25 protein-coding genes are annotated in these 21,100 nt (G+C 41.1%); 15 read left to right on the forward strand and 10 right to left on the reverse strand.

Features of this window, described 5'->3' with window-relative positions; genetic code table 11:
* The first annotated feature begins 10 nt into the window (after positions 1-10).
* The 3 genes from AAZR19_RS17725 to AAZR19_RS17735 are packed head-to-tail and all read left to right on the forward strand — an operon-like array spanning position 11 to position 1,908.
* On the forward strand, positions 11-1,036 hold the full coding sequence (locus tag AAZR19_RS17725; protein ID WP_434703891.1) for a zinc-binding alcohol dehydrogenase family protein: 1,026 nt from the start codon (positions 11-13) through the stop codon (positions 1,034-1,036).
* The gene (locus AAZR19_RS17730; RefSeq protein WP_434703893.1) at positions 1,033-1,560 is read left to right on the forward strand and encodes a YfiT family bacillithiol transferase; all 528 of its coding nucleotides are present in this window, start codon (positions 1,033-1,035) and stop codon (positions 1,558-1,560) included. The genes AAZR19_RS17725 and AAZR19_RS17730 overlap by 4 nt, the downstream gene beginning before the upstream one ends.
* A 12-nt stretch (positions 1,561-1,572) precedes the next feature.
* A complete protein-coding gene (locus AAZR19_RS17735; protein WP_434703894.1) occupies positions 1,573-1,908 on the forward strand; it encodes a hypothetical protein in 336 nt (111 codons plus the stop codon).
* On the opposite strand, the gene AAZR19_RS17740 is transcribed toward AAZR19_RS17735, so the two are convergent.
* Positions 1,876-2,355, reverse strand: coding sequence for a MarR family transcriptional regulator (locus tag AAZR19_RS17740; protein WP_024425228.1), 480 nt, complete (start codon positions 2,353-2,355; stop codon positions 1,876-1,878). The two genes, AAZR19_RS17735 and AAZR19_RS17740, sit on opposite strands and share 33 nt — an antisense overlap.
* Positions 2,356-2,523: 168 nt before the next feature.
* Here AAZR19_RS17740 and mprF point away from each other — a divergent pair, with 168 nt between their 5' ends.
* From mprF to AAZR19_RS17755, 3 genes are all read left to right on the forward strand, one after another.
* Complete coding sequence (gene mprF / locus AAZR19_RS17745) at positions 2,524-5,094, forward strand: bifunctional lysylphosphatidylglycerol flippase/synthetase MprF (RefSeq protein ID WP_041106351.1); 2,571 nt, start codon at positions 2,524-2,526, stop codon at positions 5,092-5,094.
* Between the two features lie 92 nt (positions 5,095-5,186).
* Positions 5,187-5,735: a thioredoxin family protein gene (locus AAZR19_RS17750; RefSeq protein ID WP_024425227.1), complete on the forward strand. Its 549-nt coding sequence runs from the start codon at positions 5,187-5,189 to the stop codon at positions 5,733-5,735.
* Between the two features lie 333 nt (positions 5,736-6,068).
* Positions 6,069-6,536: a thiol-disulfide oxidoreductase DCC family protein gene (locus AAZR19_RS17755; RefSeq protein WP_041106353.1), complete on the forward strand. Its 468-nt coding sequence runs from the start codon at positions 6,069-6,071 to the stop codon at positions 6,534-6,536.
* Positions 6,537-6,572: 36 nt separating this feature from the next.
* Here the strand turns inward: AAZR19_RS17755 and AAZR19_RS17760 are convergent, their stop codons facing one another.
* A complete protein-coding gene (locus tag AAZR19_RS17760; RefSeq protein WP_041106355.1) occupies positions 6,573-7,829 on the reverse strand; it encodes a transcriptional regulator in 1,257 nt (418 codons plus the stop codon).
* 277 nt (positions 7,830-8,106) lie between these two features.
* Here AAZR19_RS17760 and AAZR19_RS17765 point away from each other — a divergent pair, with 277 nt between their 5' ends.
* The gene (locus tag AAZR19_RS17765) at positions 8,107-8,694 is read left to right on the forward strand and encodes a nitroreductase family protein (RefSeq protein ID WP_024425224.1); all 588 of its coding nucleotides are present in this window, start codon (positions 8,107-8,109) and stop codon (positions 8,692-8,694) included.
* A gap of 38 nt (positions 8,695-8,732) precedes the next feature.
* Here the strand turns inward: AAZR19_RS17765 and AAZR19_RS17770 are convergent, their stop codons facing one another.
* The 3 genes from AAZR19_RS17770 to AAZR19_RS17780 all read right to left on the reverse strand — a co-directional run bounded on the left by AAZR19_RS17770 (position 8,733) and on the right by AAZR19_RS17780 (position 10,009).
* Positions 8,733-8,888: a YfhD family protein gene (locus AAZR19_RS17770; protein ID WP_041087330.1), complete on the reverse strand. Its 156-nt coding sequence runs from the start codon at positions 8,886-8,888 to the stop codon at positions 8,733-8,735.
* 61 nt (positions 8,889-8,949) lie between these two features.
* Positions 8,950-9,060 (reverse strand): YfhE family protein, encoded by a 111-nt coding sequence (locus AAZR19_RS17775; protein WP_017358836.1) that lies wholly within the window; start codon positions 9,058-9,060, stop codon positions 8,950-8,952.
* A gap of 52 nt (positions 9,061-9,112) precedes the next feature.
* Positions 9,113-10,009: a TIGR01777 family oxidoreductase gene (locus AAZR19_RS17780; RefSeq protein WP_434703897.1), complete on the reverse strand. Its 897-nt coding sequence runs from the start codon at positions 10,007-10,009 to the stop codon at positions 9,113-9,115.
* Positions 10,010-10,103: 94 nt separating this feature from the next.
* Here AAZR19_RS17780 and recX point away from each other — a divergent pair, with 94 nt between their 5' ends.
* Together recX and AAZR19_RS17790 are read left to right on the forward strand one after the other, a co-directional pair.
* Positions 10,104-10,895 (forward strand): recombination regulator RecX, encoded by a 792-nt coding sequence (gene recX, locus AAZR19_RS17785; protein WP_434703899.1) that lies wholly within the window; start codon positions 10,104-10,106, stop codon positions 10,893-10,895.
* A gap of 3 nt (positions 10,896-10,898) precedes the next feature.
* Positions 10,899-11,213 carry a YfhH family protein gene (locus tag AAZR19_RS17790; RefSeq protein ID WP_163115489.1) on the forward strand — a complete coding sequence of 105 codons (315 nt, stop codon included), beginning with the start codon at positions 10,899-10,901 and terminating at the stop codon, positions 11,211-11,213.
* Between the two features lie 227 nt (positions 11,214-11,440).
* On the opposite strand, the gene AAZR19_RS17795 is transcribed toward AAZR19_RS17790, so the two are convergent.
* Positions 11,441-11,614: a YpzG family protein gene (locus AAZR19_RS17795; RefSeq protein ID WP_008360604.1), complete on the reverse strand. Its 174-nt coding sequence runs from the start codon at positions 11,612-11,614 to the stop codon at positions 11,441-11,443.
* Positions 11,615-11,639: 25 nt separating this feature from the next.
* Positions 11,640-11,789: a small, acid-soluble spore protein K gene (locus AAZR19_RS17800; RefSeq protein ID WP_003217849.1), complete on the reverse strand. Its 150-nt coding sequence runs from the start codon at positions 11,787-11,789 to the stop codon at positions 11,640-11,642.
* A 116-nt stretch (positions 11,790-11,905) separates the two neighbouring features.
* Between AAZR19_RS17800 and AAZR19_RS17805 the strand changes: the two genes are divergently transcribed.
* From AAZR19_RS17805 to AAZR19_RS17815, 3 genes are all read left to right on the forward strand, one after another.
* Positions 11,906-12,178 carry a YfhJ family protein gene (locus AAZR19_RS17805; RefSeq protein WP_024425219.1) on the forward strand — a complete coding sequence of 91 codons (273 nt, stop codon included), beginning with the start codon at positions 11,906-11,908 and terminating at the stop codon, positions 12,176-12,178.
* 300 nt (positions 12,179-12,478) lie between these two features.
* Complete coding sequence (locus AAZR19_RS17810) at positions 12,479-13,462, forward strand: glycosyltransferase family 2 protein (protein ID WP_024425218.1); 984 nt, start codon at positions 12,479-12,481, stop codon at positions 13,460-13,462.
* Between the two features lie 87 nt (positions 13,463-13,549).
* Positions 13,550-16,144: a YfhO family protein gene (locus AAZR19_RS17815; RefSeq protein WP_434703902.1), complete on the forward strand. Its 2,595-nt coding sequence runs from the start codon at positions 13,550-13,552 to the stop codon at positions 16,142-16,144.
* 61 nt (positions 16,145-16,205) lie between these two features.
* On the opposite strand, the gene AAZR19_RS17820 is transcribed toward AAZR19_RS17815, so the two are convergent.
* The 3 genes from AAZR19_RS17820 to AAZR19_RS17830 form a co-directional block, all read right to left on the reverse strand.
* Positions 16,206-16,625 carry a regulatory YrvL family protein gene (locus AAZR19_RS17820; RefSeq protein ID WP_041106361.1) on the reverse strand — a complete coding sequence of 140 codons (420 nt, stop codon included), beginning with the start codon at positions 16,623-16,625 and terminating at the stop codon, positions 16,206-16,208.
* 69 nt (positions 16,626-16,694) lie between these two features.
* The gene (locus AAZR19_RS17825) at positions 16,695-17,858 is read right to left on the reverse strand and encodes an oxalate decarboxylase family bicupin (RefSeq protein ID WP_041106363.1); all 1,164 of its coding nucleotides are present in this window, start codon (positions 17,856-17,858) and stop codon (positions 16,695-16,697) included.
* A 94-nt stretch (positions 17,859-17,952) separates the two neighbouring features.
* On the reverse strand, positions 17,953-18,117 hold the full coding sequence (locus AAZR19_RS17830; protein WP_073204399.1) for a YvrJ family protein: 165 nt from the start codon (positions 18,115-18,117) through the stop codon (positions 17,953-17,955).
* Between the two features lie 166 nt (positions 18,118-18,283).
* Between AAZR19_RS17830 and AAZR19_RS17835 the strand changes: the two genes are divergently transcribed.
* The 3 genes from AAZR19_RS17835 (at position 18,284) to AAZR19_RS17845 (ending at position 21,092) form a co-directional block, all read left to right on the forward strand.
* Positions 18,284-18,886, forward strand: coding sequence for a sigma-70 family RNA polymerase sigma factor (locus tag AAZR19_RS17835; RefSeq protein WP_076839065.1), 603 nt, complete (start codon positions 18,284-18,286; stop codon positions 18,884-18,886).
* A complete protein-coding gene (rsoA, locus tag AAZR19_RS17840) occupies positions 18,834-19,055 on the forward strand; it encodes a sigma-O factor regulator RsoA (protein ID WP_076839064.1) in 222 nt (73 codons plus the stop codon). The genes AAZR19_RS17835 and rsoA overlap by 53 nt, the downstream gene beginning before the upstream one ends.
* A 1,146-nt stretch (positions 19,056-20,201) precedes the next feature.
* Positions 20,202-21,092 (forward strand): DUF6602 domain-containing protein, encoded by an 891-nt coding sequence (locus tag AAZR19_RS17845; protein WP_326349939.1) that lies wholly within the window; start codon positions 20,202-20,204, stop codon positions 21,090-21,092.
* Positions 21,093-21,100 lie beyond the last annotated feature (8 nt).

Raw genomic sequence — 21,100 nt, forward strand, 5'->3', positions numbered from 1 at the left:
GTGCGAGCGAGTGAAAGCAGTTGGACTATTGGAGTATTTGCCGATTGAGCATGAACAAAGCCTGATGGATCAGGAGGTTGAAAAGCCTAAGGCGTCTGGCAGAGATGTACTCGTGAAGATAGAGGCTGTGTCCGTGAATCCAGTGGATACAAAGGTGAGATCACCGAAGGATCAGAAGGAAGAAAAACTGAAAATTCTAGGCTATGATGCAAGCGGTACGGTTGTTGAAGTGGGCGAAGCGTGTACATTGTTTCAGCCAGGTGATCATGTATACTATGCGGGAGATATTACACGTCAAGGCTCGAATAGTGAATACCAGCTTGTGGATGAACGTATTGTGGCGAAAAAGCCTGCCAATCTATCCTTTGCAGAAGCAGCCGCAATGCCCCTTACAACAATTACGGCTTATGAGGCTTTATTTGACCGGATGCATATGAAGCGGAATGCTGAAGGCTCAACCTTGCTGATCATTGGTGGTGCAGGCGGTGTTGGGTCTATCGCCATTCAACTAGCTAAATTAGCGAAGGCAACTGTGATCGCTACCGCATCAAGACCAGAAACAAAAGAGTGGTGTCTGTCATTAGGTGCCGATCATATCATTGATCATCATCAGCCGCTTTTCGCGCAGCTCGAGGAAAAAGGAATCGGCGAAGTGGATTTTATTTTATGCTTAAATGATACAGATGGACATTTCAAAGGCATGGCAGAAGCCATCAAACCGCAAGGCACGATCTGTACCATTGTCGAGAACAAGCACAACCTAGACATTCAATTACTCAAAAATAAAAGTGCGGCATTTGTATGGGAATTCATGTTCACACGCCCTATGTATGAAACAGCGGACATGATCAAACAGCATGAGCTTTTGACAGAGGCGGGTGAGTTATTTGAGCAGGGAAAAATAACGCATACCTTAACAAAGGTTCTCAGTCCGATCAATGCTGCTAACTTGAAGCAGGCACATCAAACACTTGAGCAAGGAAAGATGATTGGCAAATTTGTACTTGAAGGATTTGAGAAAGGGGAGAACGTATGACGTCATTACAATATCCGATTGGCTTATATGAACCAGTTGAAACAAAAACGAAAGCACAGCTTGAAGCATGGATTGATCAGCTGGCTGCAATCCCCGAAGAGTATGAAGCGGTGACTGCACCGTTGACAGATGCGCAGCTTGATACACCTTATCGGCCGGGAGGATGGACTGTTCGTCAGCTTATTCACCACGTAGCAGACAGCCATCTAAATGCATACTTACGATTCAAGCTTGCTCTCACAGAAGATACACCGGACATATGTCCATATGATCAGGAGGGATTTGCCTCACTTCCTGACAGCAAGGCGCCCATCAGTTTATCCCTGCCTTTGATCAGCAGTCTGCATCGCAGGTGGGTCATTTTACTGCGGGGAATGTCAGAGGAAGACTTCAACGCTTCTTATTATCACCCTGCCGATCAACAAACGGTGTCCTTATATGATGCAACGGGAATGTACGTCTGGCATTCAAAGCATCACCTTGCCCATATCACGGAATTAATCAAAAGAAATCAGTGGAATTAAAGGAGTAAACGCATGTCTGGAAGAAGAATTGTCGGCGCCATGTTTATCTGTATGGCGGCATTGTTTTATATAGCGAAATATGTTCTTTTTGAGATACGCTATAGTAACAGCTTAGGCTCAGAAAGAACGATTGAGGAACTTGAACAGCTGCTTCCTGGCGGTACGTGGATCAGCATCTTTTTTCTCCTCATTGGCTTAGCCTATCTTTTATGGGATGACAGGGAAGTGATTCGTAAAAATCTTTACACCCCAGATCGACAAGTAGAAAAACAAAAAAGACGGACCTCAAGTGACCGTCTTTTTTCCTTTTCATGTTTAGCCTCGTTCAGGACGCAGTGCTTTTTCTAGGATAGCAAGACCTTCATTGACTTTTTCTTTTTCCTCGTCATTGAGCCGCTGCAGGGAATTTTTGATTTTTTCGTGTCCTTTTTGATAAATACTTCTGAAAATATTTTTCGCTTCCTCTGTCAGTTCTACGACAATGATTCTCCGGTCACGCTCAGAGTGCTTTCGCACGACAAAGTTAGACTGTTCTAACCGGTCAAGCAGGCCTGTCATATTGGACAAAGAAGCGCCCATTTTTTCAGCGATTTCGGATACTTTGAGAGAGCCATGGTTATTGAGCAGCATGAGCACCTTCATTTGAGGCATACTCATATCAAGCTTCATCCATTCAGAAACATCTCCAAGACCTGCAGCTGTGAGTACTTTCATATAAAGAACCCATGTCTTTTTTTCTTCTGGAGAGAGAATCTCTTCTTTTAATACGGTGGTGTCATGAATATTATATTCCACGCTTGATCACTTCCTTTAAGCGGCTCTTTTTCTTTATATTACTGATTTTTACTTCTAATTGAAAGGTTCGTCAAGCTTTTGAATGTTAAACTGCATGAATCAAGTGGTATTTGTTGTATAATAATGTTCAGTTGAAATAATGAAGCAACCTAGAAAGTTGGGAAAAACATGTGGAACAAAAAAACGGGTATGACGATCTTAAAAATGCTTTTTCCGATCGTCATTATCCTTGTCTTGATTTTTGTCGCGAAGCAGGAGCTGAGCGGACTTTCCATTAAAAAGACGTTTTATATTATTGACAGCTTGAACCGAATGGACTTGTTTATTCTTGTCTTTCTTGGACTTGTCGCGGTTTTATCGATGTCCTTATATGATTTTATTTTACGAAAAAGCCTTGATATGCCGATCAGCGGCTGGAAAACGATACGCATTTCCTGGATTGCGAACTCCTTTAACAGTGTTCTTGGATTTGGCGGTCTATCAGGAGCAGGGCTTAGAACGCTTCTCTATAAGGAGTACATAACAGATACGAAAAAATTGCTGAAAGGCATTGCCCTTTTGACTTCCTCTGTCCTTTTGGGCTTATCTATTTTCAGTGATTTGATCTTGGTCAGGGTGCTTCCAGTTGAAAGTATTATCAGCCAGGAGCCGTGGCTATGGGCATTTGTCATTATCTTTGCCTGTATTGTACCGATATATATCGTCATGGCATCCATTCGAAAAAGCTCGATCGAGAGCGGTGAAAATGGACTGAAGCATCCAATTTACGCTTATATCGGTGCATCGTTTTTAGAATGGCTGGCAGCTGGACTTGTCATGTACATGGCTGTCGTCTCTATGGGGATGAATGTCGATGTCCGAATTGTCTTAGGTGTATTTGCGATTGCGTCAATCGGCGGTTTAATCAGTATGGTTCCGGGCGGATTTGGTTCGTTTGACCTCATCTTTTTACTAAGCATGCAGTACATTGGTTTTGATAAAGAGATGGTCCTGACGGCGCTCGTCTTGTACCGCTTCGTGTACTCGATCTTCCCGTTCATCTTAGGGCTTTGTCTAGCTGCTTACGATTTAACAGGAACAACGCTTAGACGTCTTGAAGGCAATCCGAAAATGGCACCTGCCATTGAAACAACGAACGTTTTAATTGTTTTGCACCGTGCTTTATTAATCCGATTATTGTATGGATCTTTATCGATTTTAACCTTTGGAAGCGGCTTGCTCATCATGGCGTCTGTTGTGCTTCCAGTCGATCGATTAGGTGTGATTACCAGCATTCCGCACTTTCTGTTATCGGGATTTAATGGTCTTTCTTTAATGTTCGGAATCATTCTGATGATTTTGTCCATTGAAGTGTATAAAAGAACGAAAAGATCGTACGTGCTGACAATGATCTCTTTAGCAGGCGGTTTTGTGTTTACTTTGTTAAAGGGGTTTAACCTCAGTCTGATTTTTATTTTGCCAGTCATCATGGCTGTGTTTTTCTCTCTTCGAAATCAATTTGTAAAGCAGCAGGCACCTTATTCCTTGTATCAGTTTGTGACGGCTGCCGCTGGTTATTTATTCGTGCTCTTTAACTATAATGTTATTGGCAACTTTATTTGGACAAAAATTGGGCATTTTTTGAGTAAGGATTACTTGGTGCATAATGAACGGCATATCACGATGACAAGCATGATCGCTCTCATCGGTGTACCGCTTTTCTTCTTCATTAGTAAATTGATCTTTAATAAGAAAGCATTTCCGATTGGAGAAAAAGCAGATGAGGAAAAACTAAAAACGTTTTTAGAAGAAAAGGGCGGAAATGCCCTCAGTCATCTTGGCTTTTTAGGCGACAAAAAACTATTTTTCTCAAGTGATGGAGAAGCAATGCTTCAGTTTGGGCGAATTGGCCGCTGCGTCATTGTGCTCGGAGATCCATCTGGACGTGAGGCGTCTTATCCGCTTGTACTTGAAGAGTTTTTACAGGAGACAGAAAAAGCCGGCTACCGCGTCGCTTTTTATCAAGTAGAACGAGAAGGGATGGCTCTTTATCATGACTTAGGCTTTCACTTCTTTAAGCTTGGGGAAGAAGCCATGGTCGATTTAGAAACGTTTACTCTGTCAGGTAAGAAAAAATCAAATTTACGAGCTGTGGCGAATAAATTTGAACGAGAAGGCTACACCTTTGAAATGCTGGAACCTCCCTTTTCAAATGAGTTGATCTCAACCTTAAAACAGATCTCTGACAGCTGGCTCGGAAAGAAAAAAGAAAAAGGATTTTCGCTCGGTTATTTTCAAGAAGACTATCTTCAAAAAGCACCGATTGCGATTCTAAAGGATGAAGAAGGGCAGATCATTTCCTTTGTATCATTGATGCCGATGTATCAAGAAGGGGAGATTTCCATCGATTTAATGCGTCATATGCATGATGCACCGAACGGGATGATGGATGCGCTGTTTATCCACCTGTTTCAATGGGCGAAAGAAAGAGGCTACAAATCGTTTAACATGGGAATGGCACCTTTATCGAATGTGGGGACGTTCCATCAATCCTTTCTCACGGAGCGTTTGGCGAGTGTTATTTTCAACAATGTCAGATACATGTACAGCTTCAGCGGTTTACGGTCATTTAAACAGAAATATAAGCCTGAATGGCGCGGGAAATATTTAGCGTATAAAAAGAATACGTCACTGCCTGTCACAATGGTGCTTGTCACCAAGCTGATCGGGATGGACCCAAATAGAAAGCGGCGTCCATAAACCAAAAGACCTTTACCTTTCACTAGGTGAAGGTTTTTTTAGACAAAAGAATAGCAAAAGTGGTAAAGTTGAAGGGTAAGGGGGATGTTCATATGACATTAAATGAATGGTTTACAAAGGGATTAGCTGAACGTACATATGTACACAACATGGAGAAAAACCGGGAAAATCTGCTCACGGTGTACAACCAGTATGCAATTCATCAAAAAGAAAAAGAGCTGCTTCAAAAGTTGCAAAAGAAAAAGCTCAGAGCACTTGTCATCACAGCGGATTGGTGCGGAGATGCGATGGTCAATGTCCCAATTTTCATGCGTATTGCAAATGAAGCACTCATTGATGCGCGCTATTTTATTCGGGATGAGCATCTAGACCTGATGGATCAGTATTTAACGAACGGGACCGCAAGATCGATTCCGATTATCGTCATCATTGATCAGGATGGGAATGAAGTGGGCAAATGGGGACCTCGCTCAGCAGAAGCGCAGCGCTTTGTCGACGAGAAAAAACCGGACAAGGATGCACCTGATTATGAAGAAGCTTTTCAAGTATTTGCGAAAGAAGCCGCACATCACTATACGACAGACCGCTACTTATGGAAAGATATTGAGAAAGAAATAGTAGAAGTTTTGGCAAAAATATAAACCAAAAGACTACTTCGCCGCAATGGGAAGTAGTCTTTTTTTATCTTGTTTTTGCGTTTTACCTACAAAACCACCGCATAAAGATGTAGAAAACCGCAGAATTCTATCAAATACCGCAGAAAACCGCAAAGCACCACGATTTTCCCAACCACTTTTAGTTGAAAAACCTCATATATGCCATGAAATCAATGATTTTGCCCTTATCCAAAGGCTCATATAACGCACAACGGTTGGCTTTTTCCCAATACAAGAGGCCCAGCAACTATAGTAATCTAGTTGTAATCTCCTTTGAACGAACTAAAAAAATGACGGAAAAGGACAGGCGATCAATTTATGAAAAAAATCATTTATCTCGATCAAGAAAAAAAGAAGCTCGCTGAATCGAAAAAAAGAGAACAGCGTTCCATTAAATCACTGAGGCTGCTTGTGTTTTATGACGGACAAAGTCCTGCATGTGCAAAAATGATTGATGTGTTAAGATCACTCGATTGGAAAAATCGGATTCACTTTGAATCCTTTAGACACTCACAGCTGCTCAGGCTGAATAAAATAAGTGAAGAGAAGGCGGAAAAACGAATTGTGTCTATTTCCCTAGCCAAAAATCAAAAGAATTCAGGGATTTATACTTGGCTGCGTATGGCTTGCCATATCCCGGCTTTATGGGGAACGGTCCCATTCATCGTGCTCAGTATTTGGCTTGGTTTTGGACAGCATGCGTACGATTTCTTTGCAAAAAGACGGTATATTCATTCTGTCAAACGGGTGAACCATCATGATACAGATCAACAAGAGACCATTTAATAAATAGAAAAAGCATGACCTTCGATCGGCAGAAGGTCATGCTTTTTTGTAATAGGGAAGATATACTGTTAAATGATCGAGCAGTTTCTTTGTATAGGACTTATAGGCCTGCTCATCAAGCTCAGCAGCTGCATAGGTAAGCAAGGTTCTAAGAGCAAATAAATATTCATTGTGCAGCTCATTGTGTTCAAAGTAAGGAAGGGCTGCTTCGACCAAATAGGTTTTCAAATCAAGAGGGTTTTCCTCAATCATCAATTTATAGATTTTGATCATATATAAACAGTTTGGCTGAATACGAGGCTGTTTTAACAGCTCGTGTATGTAGGGAAGTGCTTTTTTGCGGTCATATTCAGCATAAAGTGTCGCAATTTCATATAGCGTTTCACAGTAACGATCTTCTATCTGTTCTTGATTAAAGTAATTGAGTGAATCTAGTAAATAAGGCACAGCTGAAGAGAAATCGCCTTCACGTTTTAAGAGCACTCCGTAATAAAAATAAGCGGACATTTTAATATAGGCATCAGGATGAAGGGACGTGTGCAAAATCACTTCCTTTATATATTTCTTCGCAGTTTGATAGGCTTTTAGTTCAAGTGAGATCACGCCATGAATAAGTGTACAGTGAATAATCCGCTTGAAATTGTTCTTTTGTCTATATAGATCCATCGCTTGATGTGTCGCTTCAAGCGCATCACCCAGCTGTCCCATGTTTCCAAGTGCTTTTGCATAGTGATAATACAAATCACTTTGTTCGACTGAAGCGTAGGAAAAGCAGCTTTCAAGCTTTTTCAGCCCATCTTCAAGCTGACCAATTTTAATTTGATGAATGCCGTCAAGATATTCAAAAATTTCTTTTTCCGTTTCAATAAAGGTTTTTTCGAATTTTTTGAGCACGCGGTGTGTTTTTAAGGCAAGCGGCTGTTTATCCGTTAATAAATAAAATTGAAATAAGGACAAATGATACTGAATGCCTAAATCGAGCGAAAAGAACTGCTCCTCGTGCTGAATAATCATTTCTGCATTTTGTTCAGCCTGATCGAGAGCATAGAAATACATATTCATTTGAAACTCATCCAAAAGTGACAGCAGATGACGCGCCTTTTGTGACAGCTTTTCTTGGCTGATGCCAAGCCGTTCAAGCAGCAGATTGATCGTATCTTGATTGGCCTCCTTTGAGCCATTTTCAATTTTACTTAAATGAGAGACAGAACAAATTCCTTCTGCCAATTCAGATTGGGTCATATTTTGTTTATAACGGTAGAGTTTAATGATTTGTCCAATATTGATTTTCATTCCATCCAGAAGCCTCCCTTCCAATCATGGTTGAAAGCCTTTTGACAAAAAAACAAGATCAGACAAAATGGGAATACTTGAAAATCATTTCATCATCTTGGCTTTTTTCTCAAAATTTGTTTAAAACGTAATATGATTGTAACATTACTTGAAAAAGTCAAACAACTATTTAGCAGACGGGGAGGAGGGATACTTGATTTGCAACTGCATGCGATGACGTTTATAATGTGAATGAGAATCAATTTCAATTAAGTTGATTGAAAGGATGACATATCATATGCCAGAAACGAAACAACAAACAGAAGCGTTAACGGTTCGAGACGCTGTCAGATATAGACGATCGATTCGAAAATTCAAAGACACACCGGTGACGATTGAGCAGCTTCAGCCGTTATTAGAGGATGCAGTCTATGCACCGAACCATAAAATCACGGAGCCGTGGCGCTTTTTATATGCGGTGACGGATGAAGCCAAAGCCACATTTGTAGAGCGCTTCATTGCTTTCTTTCAGCGCAACAACCCAGATGCAAAAGAAGAAAAAATCAATCAATACAGAGAATACTTTTCTAAGGTTCCAGCGCTTTTACTTGTCGTGCTAAAAGAAGACGAGAACCCTGTAGTGAGAAATGATGATTTTGCCGCCGTGAGCGCGCTCATTCAAAATCTTCAGCTGCTTGCGTGGGATCAAGGAATCGGTATGGTATGGAAGAGCGGACGTATTTTATACGACAAAGGCTTTCAACAAGACATGGGATTAAAGGAAAACGAACGGTTTGCTGCGATCCTTCATATAGGTTATCCAGAAGAGGTGCCTGAGGAAAAATCACGCCAGAAAGCATCAAGTCTTCTTACTGAAATCAAATAAAAGAAAAGCAGACCGCTGAATAAGGTCTGCTTTTTTACTTATTGTTTTTTGGCGCGCTGATCGGCTGCTTTCATACGTGCCATTGCTTTTAAGTCATTCGGATCTGCAAGTTCTTTGGAAAATTCAACATATTCGCCATCCGTCTCTTGTGCTGCGAGCTCGTGGTTGGATTTTTTGTGTTGGTCTTTTTTCAAAGCCTTTCCCTCCTTTACAAGATCACTTTAGTTATGTGCTTGTTGGTGGGGAATATCCGTCTTATTTGTTTCTTTTTTCTGCTGCTCTTTCCGCTTTTTTGAATTCCTGCTGATACAGGACTTCCTGAGTTTTCTTCAGCTTTGAAGTTGGCTGGTGTTCTTTTTTCTTCATCAAAATCGCCCCCTCATCTCATTTCTAATAGGATGGGTGTTTTTGACAACATTTATTCCTCAGAATGCAAAATCGCTTCTTTTAGTTCAGGGTGCAAAAAGTCATAAGAAGAGAGCAGCGCTTTTTTTGGCAGAGCACGCTGGCCTTCTAAAACAAGTAATGACATTTCGCCAAGCGCCGTTTTGATCACAAAAGATGGCACCTTCAGCCAATGGGGGCGGCGAAGGGCAGAAGCAATGGTTTGTCCAAGCTGTTTCATTTGAACAGGATTCGGTGATGTCGCATTGAGCGGACCTGACAGTTCGTCATGATGAATCGCATAAGCAATGAGATGTGCCACATCCTCCACATGAACCCAAGAAACCCATTGCGATCCAGAGCCAATTGTCCCGCCGGCAAACAGCTTGTAAGGAAGTGTCATCAGCGGCAGTGTGCCTTTTTCTCCTAACACGACACCAAAGCGTGTGTAGACCGTACGAATGCCGAGGGCTTCAATCTTTTGCCCTTCAGCCTCCCAAAGCCTTGATGTATGACTTAAGAAATCAGAATCCGCAGGAGGTGATTCCTCCGTAAAATCTTCTGTTTGAGATGTGCCATAAATTCCGACAGCACTTGCTTGAATCAGCACAGATGGTTTTGATTCCTGCGCTTCTATAATGCGTCTTACCTCTTGTGTTGATTTGAGACGGCTGGAGAGGATGCCTTCTTTTGCCTTGTCTGTCCAGCGCGTGAAAATGGATTTTCCAGCAAGGTTAATCCATACATCGATGGCAGGCAATTCATGCTCAGGCGCAGCACCTTCAGTCAGCCACTGCACATAATGTAAATGATTTTGTTCGGATTCCTTTGGATTTCTTGTTAAAATATATAGATGATGTCCCTCAGCAGCGAGCACTTTTGTGACATGCTGGCCGATAAAACCGGTTCCTCCGGTAATGGCGATATTCAATTGACATCTCTCCTCTCATATACATACCTATATCTTTCACGATTTTGAATCAGAAGAAACATCCTGACTGTTTTGGAAAAGGAGTGATCACAGGATGCCCTATATTACAAAAATTTCTGCTCAGAAAAACAATACCGAGCGGGTCAACATCTTTCTTGATGAAAAGTACGCCTTTAGCGTTGATTTAGATGTGCTCGTCCAGCACGATTTGAAAAAAGGAAAAGAGCTGGACGAAGCAGATATCATTGAGATTCAATTCGGTGATTCAGTGAAAAAAGGATTTCAGCAGGCCGTTGATTATTTATCCTACCGCATGAGATCAGTGAAAGAAGTCACCGATTATTTAACGAAAAAAGAAATCCCTGCACCTGCTATTAGTGAAATTATACACAAATTAAAGCATTATAAGTATTTAAATGATCTTGAATTTGCAGAAGCCTATGTCAGCACACACCGAAAAACGAACAGCAAGGGACCGGCCGTCCTAAAAAAAGAATTGAAGCTCAAAGGCATAGACGATGACATGATTGAACAGGCGCTGTCGCAATACCCTGATGACTTACAGCTGGAGGAAGCTGTAAAGCAGGTTCTCAAACTTGTCAAAAAAGAAAAAAATCGTTCTGCAAAAGAGATCGAGCAGCGCATCAAGCTGCAGCTGCAGCGAAAGGGATTTTCGTTTGAGATCATTGATAAGGCCCTTCAAGAAGCCTATGATGGACAAGAAGAGGAAAAGGAAGAAGAAGCCCTCCTTTATATGCTGGAGAAGGCAAAACGCAAGGTAGGATATGACGGATCATTTGAAAAAAAGATGAAAGTGAAGCAATTTTTATTCAGAAAAGGCTTTGATCTCGATACAATTGATCACGTTTTAGACAAAGGGGAATGACAGATGGAAAAACGCTATAGTGAAATGACAGAATACGAATTGAAGCAGGAAATTGCCGCCCTTTCTGAAAAAGCACGAAAGGCTGAGCAGCTTGGTATTGTGAATGAATACGCAGTTTTAGAACGGAAAATCGATATGGCGAAAGCCTATTTATCAGATCCAGCCTCAATTCAAACCAAAACGACTTATCAAATTAAAGACACAGAAGAAGAGTTTTATGTAGAATATCTAAATGGCGTTTTTGCGTGGGGATACAGAGTATCGGCTCCAAATAAGGAAGATGCCCTGCCGATTTCAATGCTGACGCAAAAGGACTGATCCTAAAAGATCAGTCCTTTCAGCGTGTAGACAAACCCTCGCATTCGGTGTCAGTCCTGCGCTCCGGTACTCACGAATGTCAAATTCGCTCCGTTCCGGTGCTCATCCTTCCTAGACTGCAAAGGTTTTCTATCACGCTGAAAAGAAGACAAAGGGCTAAAATAAACATCATTTTAGCCCTTTGTCAACAATCTGAAGGACTGATCCCAAGAGATCAGTCCTTTTCTTTACTTCGAACGCTGTTTACGGACGTTGTTCTGAAGTACGATGTCGTGCTGCGTTTGCTGCGTTTCTCCGTTGACCTGAGAGGCAGAATGCTTTGCATTTGCCCATGGTTGAGGGTAAGCGGTTGTCCTTAATTGAACAAAGTCTGCCATATACGATTTCCCATTTGAACTCATATCTCAAGCACTCCCTTTGGAAAAATTAGCGTTTCCCTGATGCCCTCATACGTTCCTGTGGACGTGTATTCGTTTCACCATTCGGCCGTTTAGACGCATAAGCATCTGTAGCGCCTGGCTCGCCTTCAAACTTGTGATTTACCTGATTTGGAAAGCCTTTTGCTTTATTACGCATATCGATTCCCTCCAAACAATACAAATCATTTGCGTCTTTTGAAGACGTAAGGGTAGTATATGAAAAAAGAAGTTTTTTTAAAAAGGCACTTTCTGCTAGATGAAGGAGGAACAGACATGGAACAATACTTTGAGCGACTAACAGAACAACTTATGGAAAAAAACAATATGCTGACATATGACGAAGCACGTACATGGGTAGAGCTGCTTTGGAGTGATTTTGAAACGACCTATGCAAAGGCTGGCCGCAAGTATAAAGGACAGGAAACAACAGAACGAATTGTCCAAGAGTGGATCGAGAGCTACGGCGCGCAGCTGCATTTATTTCAAAATAAACAATCAAAGGCAAACGAGCATCTGCAACAAAACAATCGAGGGCTGCTTCACTAAAAAGGCTGCCCTTTCACTTCCATTCATCTTTTTCAATAAATAGGAAAATATATAAATGAACAAACAATTTTATGAAACAATACCCAGTCTGTGATCGAAATTACAGGCTTTTTACAATGATTAAACTTAAAATTACATTAAATTCATCCTGCTGAAAATCACTGGAAATAAAACTCTGATATAATGAAACGATTGAAGAGACATGTAATTTATGGATAATAAAAAAGGGTTTCGTTTTCTGACAAAAAAGGAATAATGAACATATCAGACTATGTGAAAAAAGTGAAGAGAAGGTGCGATATGGAACGGGAACTGCTCTCTGTTATAATTCCTTCTTACAATGAAGGTGAAAACATCAGACGAATCTTTGAGGCACTCGAGGAAGAGTTTCGCGATTTTCATTATGACTTTGAAATCATCTTTGTAAATGATGGAAGCAAAGACAACACGCTTCAATACATGAGAGAGCTCTCTCGCAAAAGTGCAAAGGTTAAATATATTTCCTTTTCGCGTAACTTTGGAAAGGAAGCCGCTATTTTGGCAGGTCTTGAACATGCAAAAGGAGCAGCTGCGATTATTATGGACGCCGATCTGCAGCACCCGACGTATTTAATTCAGGACTTTGTCAGAGGGTATGAAGAAGGCTATCATCAAGTCATTGCCAAACGGAATCGTAAAGGTGACAGCAAGCTGCGCTCTTACCTGTCATCCATGTACTATAAGGTGATGAACAAGGTAGTAGAAGTGGATTTGCGTGATGGTGTCGGGGATTTCCGTTTAATTTCACGCCAAGCCATCGATGCACTGCTTCAGCTGAAAGAGGGAAATCGTTTTTCGAAAGGGCTTTTTTGCTGGATTGGGTTTGAAGAAAAGGTCATCTATTATGAAAATGTAGAAAGACAGCATGGGGATACAAAATGGTCACTGAAGAAATTATTTAACTATGGCATAGATGGCGTCATTTCCTTTAACAACCGTCCGCTGCGAATTTGTTTTTATACTGGCATACTGATCTTATTTCTCTCATTGATTTACATCGTGGCCACCTTTATTCAAATTGTCAGAACGGGCATTATGGTGCCGGGTTATTTTACTTTGATATCGGCTGTGCTGTTCCTCGGAGGTGTCCAGCTTTTGAGTCTAGGTGTGATTGGAGAATATATTGGCCGTATTTATTATGAAACGAAAAAGAGGCCGCATTATTTAATCCAGGAATCAAATGTGATGGAACAAGAGACAAGCTCAAAGGAACAAGACCGAGTGTTAACACAGTTATTTAAATAACGTGGAGTCAAATAACCGGCAAGCACGAATCGCTTGCTGGGTTGTTTTGTTTCAAAGAAAAGTGGATCTTTTGTGGAAAGGATTTAGATGATGAAACGTAGATGGATAATGATAGGAATGTGCCTCATTCTCGCTTTATTAGGACACTCCTTTTTCTTATATGAATATACGCAAGGCCGGTATATGACAGGAGATGGAGACGGAATCTCACAAATGCTCCCATTTAAAAAGCTGCTTTACGATGAATACGTCAAAGGGAACTTCTTTTATTCCTATCAATTCGGTCTAGGCGGCGGTACATATACGCAATTAGGTTATTATTTCACAACGTCGACTGTCTTTATGGTCACAGTCGCTGTCGTCTGGCTGATGAATGCGCTTCATGTCATCCAGTCAACGGACATTCATTTCTGGGCAAATGCCGTCATTTGGCTGAGTGTGATCAAGCTGACGCTTATTCTTTTCATCGCTTACCGTGTGCTTCTTTCAATGGTTCAGCATAGGCTGAGCGCATTAACAGGAGCCGCAATTTACGGATTGTCTATTGTGTATTTTCGGCATCAAACGTTTTGGGAGTTTTTCACCGACAGTATGATGTGGCTCCCGCTGCTTGTGCTTGGGGTTGAACGGATTTTCAAAACGGGTAAGCCGGCTTGGTTTATTGCGGCGTGCAGCCTGATGCTCATCAACAACTTTTACTTTGCTTATATTCATTTTATCTTTTTAGCGATCTATCTTGTCTTCAGATATATCATCAAGCTTCGAAGTGAGGAGAACGGGTGGAAGGTGTTCTGGACGCTGGCGGTCTCTACGCTGTTATCCTTTGGAATCAGTGCTGCTTTTTTTGTCCCGTCTGTCTATGGATTTCTTAATAATATAAGACCGCCATATGATCAATCTATACCTTGGTTTAATCTGCATGATCATCTGCTGTTTGCAAGCAGGGTGTATTTATTACCTGTGATCTTTCTCATTTGTATGTTCCTCGTTCCGCTCTATCGGAACAGGTGGTTTTTCATGTTTACATCGATCAGCGTTCTGCTCATTGTTTTTCACTACAGTCCAAAGATGGCGAGCGTGTTTAATGGTTTTTCTGCACCGCAGTACAGGTTTGAATACATTCTTGCCTTTACAGTTGGAGCGGTCGTTGCCATCACCATCAAGCATTTATCACAAATCGAGTGGAAGTGGAAAAAGCGTGCGGTCTTAGGCGCTTGGATCGTGTTTCTTCTTGCAGTCATCTTATCAGAAAGAGCAAAGGGAAATATGGATGTTGTTGTATTTACAGGCATAGGACTGCTTGTGATCAGCTTGTTTTTCCTTGTGATTCATGCGGAAAAACGCCAGCATCTTCGTCTCTTTTCAGCTGTGCTCATCGTTGTCAGCTTACTGACAGCAGGCGTGTATCAGCAGGGCTACTTATCTGAAAGAAGCAATATTAAGAGCGTATCAGATACGTATCTGAATAGTGAGGCGTATGCTGGACATGAGCAAATGAAGCTTATTCAGCAGATTCAAAGCCGCTCCTCAAAAGATCCGCTTGCCCGGATTGACTGGATGAACGGCGTGCGCAATAATACCCCGTTATTTGAAGGCTTTCAAGGCATGAGTGCGTATTCAAGTATATTGAATCAGCATTTGCTCAATTTCTACTGGAATGACCTGCAGATCGATATGGGACGGGAAAGTGTCAGCCGTTATGCAACAATGGGGGACAGGGCGAATTTATACAGCCTGACCTACGGAAAGTATTATATGAGAGAGCGCGCGATGCCTTACTCACCGCCAGCTTATTTTAAACCAATATTGGAAAGCGAACATTATAAAGTGTATGAAAATACACGGCCGCTGCCATTTGCAAGAACAACAAGCACCGTTTATTCAGAAGAATCCTTAAAGGATGCCTCAGCACTTGATAGGGAGCATGCAATGCTGCAAGGTGTGGTTTTAGACAAAAAAGGAAACGCTGAAATTGAGCACGCGCCAGATCGAGTCAAGGATACAAATATTCATACGATACAAGCCATATACGAACATGGCGTGCTTGATGTATACGGAGAAACAGGCGGTCTGAATATCACGCTGCCAGATGATATGGCCCGCGCTGGGGATGTGTATGTGAGCTTTTATGTGAAGCGGACAGACCGTAACGAAGGATTTCAGTTATCCGTTGACAACTACGTCACCTCACGAAAAAGCAATACATCCATCTACAAAACAGGCGTCAATGAAGTGACGATTCGAGTCCCTGCGGAAAAAATCCTTTCCATTCGAGTACCAAAAGGGACGTATGAACTCGATCAATTGAAGTTGTATCAAGAGCCTTACCGCGTCCTAGAGAAGGCATATGAAAAAGAAAAGCAGGATGATGGCAGACAGCAGGTAAAGCTCGAAAACAACCGCTTTACGATTTCATATGATAACAAACGCGGCGATGATTATATGGTTCTGCCAGTACCATATGAAAAAGGCTGGGAGCTCACAGTAAACGGACAGCAGACCGATATTGAACAAGCCAATTACGCCTTTATCGGTTTTCCAATAGAAAAAGGCAAAAACGAGATTGTGCTAACCTACTATCCGCCTTATATCAGAATTCTTGCATTGATTTCACTCGTCAGTTTGATTGGTGCGATCCTATATGCACGAAGAAAACACAAGAAACACCACTTTTCATCATAAGTGGTGTTTTTTTATCTTCCGAGGGCTGATTGAGCATGATATCCATCATATGAAGCATTCACTAAACTTCTTTCTCAAACGAAAAGGTCGCATAATCAAACAAAAAATGAAACAACCAAAGGCTTAGGGCAAAGAGGATTTCCTCAGAGGTAGACAGTAAAATGCCGCCTACCAATTCATCTGATAAATAGACAGCACCCCAAATAAACAAGAGATGAATTGAAATGGCATAGAAAACGATGGAGCGTTTTTTGGAACGGCACTTTCTCACAACTCTCATGAGCACATGCTCCACATGCTCAAAGGATATTCCAAGAATCACATAGATGCCCATAAATAAAAGCATCGATAAAATTGATTGATAAAAAGCACCCGTTAAATGAAAGAACAGTACACAAAACAACAAAAATATGTAACAGACAGCCGACGCCGCCATGAGCCATTTCAGCCCTTGCCATAAAGCGTGAACAGATTGCTGCATAGGTGAACCAACACTCCTTTACATGAAGATACCTGCAAAAAGGACAGCCTTTTTGCAGGAAGTTATATGTTAATCCTCTTTTTTAGGCGCAGCGATCACAGGATGTTTTTCAGTATCAAGCAGTTTTAAGAAGTCTTCGCCTTGATCTAAATGATCAAGAACAAGCTGTTTCGGTGTGACCGCAAGCCATTGATTCAGTGAAATGTCTGCATAATGATCGCTCTTAAAGATTTCTAAGAAATAAAGCGGTTCGTCGCCTGTATTTTCTACATAATGTCCCATCGCAAATGGTACATATCCAACGTCTCCCGCCTGATAGTTGAAGGTTCTCGCATGACCATCAGAGGCAAATACCGTCATTCGTGCTTTACCAGAAATAAAATATTGCCATTCATCCGTATTTGGATGCCAGTGCAGCTCGCGAATGGCACCTGGATCAACTTTCACAAGAGCAGATGCAATCGTTTTAGACGCTTTGAAATTGGTAGAGTCCGCAATCCACACCTGTCCGCCGCTTGACGTAATCGGCTCCTGTTTTAACAGCTCATATTTAAAGGAATTCGGGACTTCTCCTTGCTCTGTTTTCACCTTGTCACATTCAAGAGAACCAGGAATTCCTTTTTGGAAAATATACTTTTCTTTCTCTGGCAGCTTGTCAAACTGCTCCTTTGTCATACCGAAGTTTTTGAGCACGACTTCCTCTGGCGTGTGGGCAAGCCAATCGGTTACTTGGAACGTACTATTTTCTGAGAATGACCCATCATCAAACACAAGCAAGAATTCAGCTCCCGGTTCAAGTGCTTGGATAGAGTGCGGTAGGCCAGAAGGGAAGTACCACAAATCACCCTCAGTCACATCCTCTGTAAAATTGCGCCCCTCTGCATCAACCGATGTAATCCGGGCTTCCCCATAAATCATGTACGCCCATTCCGCTTCCTTATGCCAGTGCAGCTCACGAATCGCACCAGGCTTTAGCCGCATATTGACAGATGCAAGACTTTTTGAGATCGGCAGTTCACGGACCGTTACCTCGCGGGCGTAGCCGCCTTTTTCTAAACGATTGTGTGTATCAGAGAATGAATATTTCATGTTTGAGACCGTTCCATGATCGGTTTCTGGCGGCGTGAGCATATCTGGATTTTGTCTGTCCCGCTCGAGATTACGTGGAATTTTGACCGTTGCTCCTTTTTCTCCTCGAATCGGCTGTGGTATTCCATTTTGCTTTTCACTCATGATAAAATCCCCTTTCAACATCGTATTGTGTGAGGTGACAAAAGGCCTTTCATTTCGCCCTCGTTTTCATAAGGTGAAACGAATCAAGCAGATGTCAATCTGATTCATCATTTTTTTGAGCAGCGACTAATCGTTGGATGAGCTTGCTTAATTCATCAAACTTTCGTTCAAAGCGTGTCAGCAAGTAAACCGTCAAAATGGCAGGGAAGCCAGCCTGGCCGAGCTGCTTCAGCCATTCCTCTGAAAAAAAGGTCTCCATTTGTCTCACCTCCCAGCGGATACTCGTCTTCTATATAAGTGGTATGAAAGAAGAAAAAGGAAAGCAGAGGGGGATAAAATGAACCATTAGACCCGTTTCACGAAGTTTACTTTTTTTAACTTTTGTCCACTTAATGCTAGTAGAGAGAACAAAGGGGAGGATGCACATGGATTATCGGCTGTTATTGAAGGCAAAATGGAAAGAAATCATTGATCACCCGCTCATTCAGCAGTTTTTAAGCAACCCGAAAAACGAGCAGCTGCTCCGGCAAGTCATGGAAGAGCCAAACGAGGAAAATGCCAAAAAACTAGATTCCGAGTTCAAACAGTTCTATCAGAAAATCCGCATCATCAAGTATATCTCCACAATGATACGCATCTTTTCAGTCGACTTTGACAAACGAGTAAAAAAGAAACAGCAGCGTTTTCCGCTCATACTCGACCATCCTGATACGCAAGAAGTGAAAGACCCTGTTCAAACAGATACGTATGAAGCCGTGCTCTTCAATCAGCAAGACCTAGGAGAACATCTGCAAGATCAAACATTGTACAAGGCCTACCAGCAGCTCACAGACAAACAAAAAATGGTCCTAACCCAAATCTATGTCGAAGGCCTAACGATGAAAGAAATAGCCGATCAGTTAGGCGAAACAAGACAAAACATCTCAAACATTCACAAAAAAGCACTCAATAAACTAAAAGAAAAAACAGGGGGAGATGTCCGTGCCCGAAGACAAAATGACCAATGGAGAAATGGAAGAACTCATTGAAACCTTCTCACCCATGATCAAAAAGAAACTACAAAACACGGCATATCAAGAAAGAGAAGACCTCGAGCAAGAACTCTATATCAAACTCATCGAAAAAATAGACCGGCTGATTTACCAAGAAGGACCTGGCTTTTGGGAGTTTATTGTGGAATATATGACGAAGTTGTAAGAGTGAACTGATGGTGCGAATGTGAGGTGAACATAAACCCCGGTGCATTCGCACCTTTTTATTCGACAAAAATGAGAAAAAATGTATATTTTGTGAAGGGAAAAACAAAATTCTTTATTGAAAGTTGAGGATTTTGCCTTTCATTTCCTAAAAAATGTTACAATTAGGGCAGAAATCGCAGTCGCACTCTATATGAGTGCGTGGATTGAAATATCAATGTCTGTCGCCATTGCTTTTTTACCAAGTCGCACTCTATATGAGGCGTGGATTTAAATAATGATTGTGTGACCGTGCTCAGGTGCTTCTATGTGTCGCACTTTACAGGAGTGTATGGATTGAGATAGCTTGAAAAAAATGTTGACAGTTGGGCTTGATTTAGGTGTGAAAAACATGACTCTGGCTCAGTAGTCATGTTTTTAAATGAATTCAAAGCTGTTGATGAAACAGTGAAATAAGTATGTTTTCAAGAGCAATAGTTTTTATTTAAATAGGATTAAGAAAAATTCGGTGCGAATGTGAGGTGGACATAAAATCCCCGGAACATTCGCACCTTTTTATTCGACAAAAATGAGAAAAAATGTATATTATTTTAGAGGTAAAAACAAAATTCTATATAGAAAATTGAGGGTTTTGACTATGATTCCCTAAAAAATGTTATAATTAGGGCAGAAATCGCAGTCGCACTCTACATGAGTGCGTGGATTGAAATGGAACATAGACAACCTTTCCGGTTTGTTTTGCTGTCGCACTCTACATGAGTGCGTGGATTGAAATTTGTCGAAGCCTGTGAATTTCACAGTGTAAAGAGTCGCACTCTACATGAGTGCGTGGATTGAAATTCAACAACCATTGTTTTATTTGTTTTATAATCATGTCGCACTCTACATGAGTTCGTAATTTTAAATGATTGTGTCTTAAACGGGTATGTCTCAGAGATCATGATCTTACAACACCCTCTTTCAGATACAAAAGCCATCAAAATAGACTGTTCATATGTATAGTGAAAACATGACTCATTGCAGTCATGTTTTTTTTCTTCTTTTTCCTAAATAAACCTTAAAAAATGTCAAAATAAGTCGAAATGAAAAGTAGTCATTTAGATTCAAATTTTATCCATTCGTAATGAATGGTGAAGGAGGAATTGGTTTGGGTGAAACGGAGCGAACCGGTAAAGTTGAGCAGCTGATCTTAGAGAATTATCAAAGATTAAACAGCATGATATCCGAAGAAGTCGACTTTGCTTCTAATCATGGCGGGCTGACAGGAGATTCTAGAGAAGTGATGTGGTTGGAGTTTTTTCGGAAAATCATTCCTAAAAAATATTCATTAGCACAAGGTGTCATCATTATTGACTCAGATGGAAATCATTCTAACGAAGTCGATATTGCCGTATTTGATGAGCAGTATACGCCGTATGTGTTCCAACACAATTCCTTGAAATTTATACCGATTGAGGCGGTTGCGGTTGCTATAGAATGTAAAAGTTCAAATTTCGATGTTGATAATTTAAAAGTTTGGTCTGACAATATAAAAAAATTAGTACCGAAAACAAAAGGAATAGCTAGGATGGCCGCCCAAGGGGTTGTCATGGTTGAAAGTGATACACAGAAACGAACACGTCCTATTTTAATTTTAGCAAGTAATTTAAAAAGGCAAACAGCAAACTCATCTTCAGGGATGTTTGAAAAATTAGACAAAGCATTTGACTTTATACTTATGAAACAAAAGAGTGTATTTCATTTAAGAGCTCCTAATGAAGGTGAACACCTAGGATGGTGGGCTAATGAATTAAATTGTTATGATCCAGAAAGATCTAAGGAACAAGAGGATGAAGAAAAGAAAGAAAATAGTGAGAAAAATAAAAAAGATAGTAAAGACAAAGTGATTTCTAACAAACTTAGTGAATTACGTATTGATGGATACGATCTGTTGACGCTGAACTTCCAATTAAATCAATTGCTGATGCTCATTAACAATCCCATGTTTTTCCCTCACTATGCATATGCCAAGCTGTTTCAGAAACAGATAACCAAGTGAAGAAAGGA

The sequence above is a fragment of the Bacillus sp. Je.9.29.b genome, from assembly GCF_051129925.1.
GTDB lineage: Bacteria > Bacillota > Bacilli > Bacillales > Bacillaceae > Bacillus > Bacillus safensis.

Bases quoted from the DNA above. Each gene is read 5' to 3' on its own strand.
- AAZR19_RS17730 (WP_434703893.1), top strand. From the start codon at position 1,033: ATGACGTCATTACAATATCCGATTGGCTTATATGAACCAGTTGAAACA.
- AAZR19_RS17735 (WP_434703894.1), top strand. From the start codon at position 1,573: ATGTCTGGAAGAAGAATTGTCGGCGCCATGTTTATCTGTATGGCGGCA.
- mprF (WP_041106351.1), top strand. From the start codon at position 2,524: ATGTGGAACAAAAAAACGGGTATGACGATCTTAAAAATGCTTTTTCCG.
- AAZR19_RS17750 (WP_024425227.1), top strand. From the start codon at position 5,187: ATGACATTAAATGAATGGTTTACAAAGGGATTAGCTGAACGTACATAT.
- AAZR19_RS17755 (WP_041106353.1), top strand. From the start codon at position 6,069: ATGAAAAAAATCATTTATCTCGATCAAGAAAAAAAGAAGCTCGCTGAA.
- AAZR19_RS17760 (WP_041106355.1), bottom strand. From the start codon at position 7,829: ATGAAAATCAATATTGGACAAATCATTAAACTCTACCGTTATAAACAA.
- AAZR19_RS17765 (WP_024425224.1), top strand. From the start codon at position 8,107: ATGCCAGAAACGAAACAACAAACAGAAGCGTTAACGGTTCGAGACGCT.
- AAZR19_RS17775 (WP_017358836.1), bottom strand. From the start codon at position 9,060: ATGAAGAAAAAAGAACACCAGCCAACTTCAAAGCTGAAGAAAACTCAG.
- recX (WP_434703899.1), top strand. From the start codon at position 10,104: ATGCCCTATATTACAAAAATTTCTGCTCAGAAAAACAATACCGAGCGG.
- AAZR19_RS17790 (WP_163115489.1), top strand. From the start codon at position 10,899: ATGGAAAAACGCTATAGTGAAATGACAGAATACGAATTGAAGCAGGAA.
- AAZR19_RS17795 (WP_008360604.1), bottom strand. From the start codon at position 11,614: ATGAGTTCAAATGGGAAATCGTATATGGCAGACTTTGTTCAATTAAGG.
- AAZR19_RS17800 (WP_003217849.1), bottom strand. From the start codon at position 11,789: ATGCGTAATAAAGCAAAAGGCTTTCCAAATCAGGTAAATCACAAGTTT.
- AAZR19_RS17805 (WP_024425219.1), top strand. From the start codon at position 11,906: ATGGAACAATACTTTGAGCGACTAACAGAACAACTTATGGAAAAAAAC.
- AAZR19_RS17810 (WP_024425218.1), top strand. From the start codon at position 12,479: ATGGAACGGGAACTGCTCTCTGTTATAATTCCTTCTTACAATGAAGGT.
- AAZR19_RS17815 (WP_434703902.1), top strand. From the start codon at position 13,550: ATGATGAAACGTAGATGGATAATGATAGGAATGTGCCTCATTCTCGCT.
- AAZR19_RS17820 (WP_041106361.1), bottom strand. From the start codon at position 16,625: ATGCAGCAATCTGTTCACGCTTTATGGCAAGGGCTGAAATGGCTCATG.
- AAZR19_RS17825 (WP_041106363.1), bottom strand. From the start codon at position 17,858: ATGAGTGAAAAGCAAAATGGAATACCACAGCCGATTCGAGGAGAAAAA.
- AAZR19_RS17830 (WP_073204399.1), bottom strand. From the start codon at position 18,117: ATGGAGACCTTTTTTTCAGAGGAATGGCTGAAGCAGCTCGGCCAGGCT.
- AAZR19_RS17835 (WP_076839065.1), top strand. From the start codon at position 18,284: ATGGATTATCGGCTGTTATTGAAGGCAAAATGGAAAGAAATCATTGAT.
- rsoA (WP_076839064.1), top strand. From the start codon at position 18,834: ATGTCCGTGCCCGAAGACAAAATGACCAATGGAGAAATGGAAGAACTC.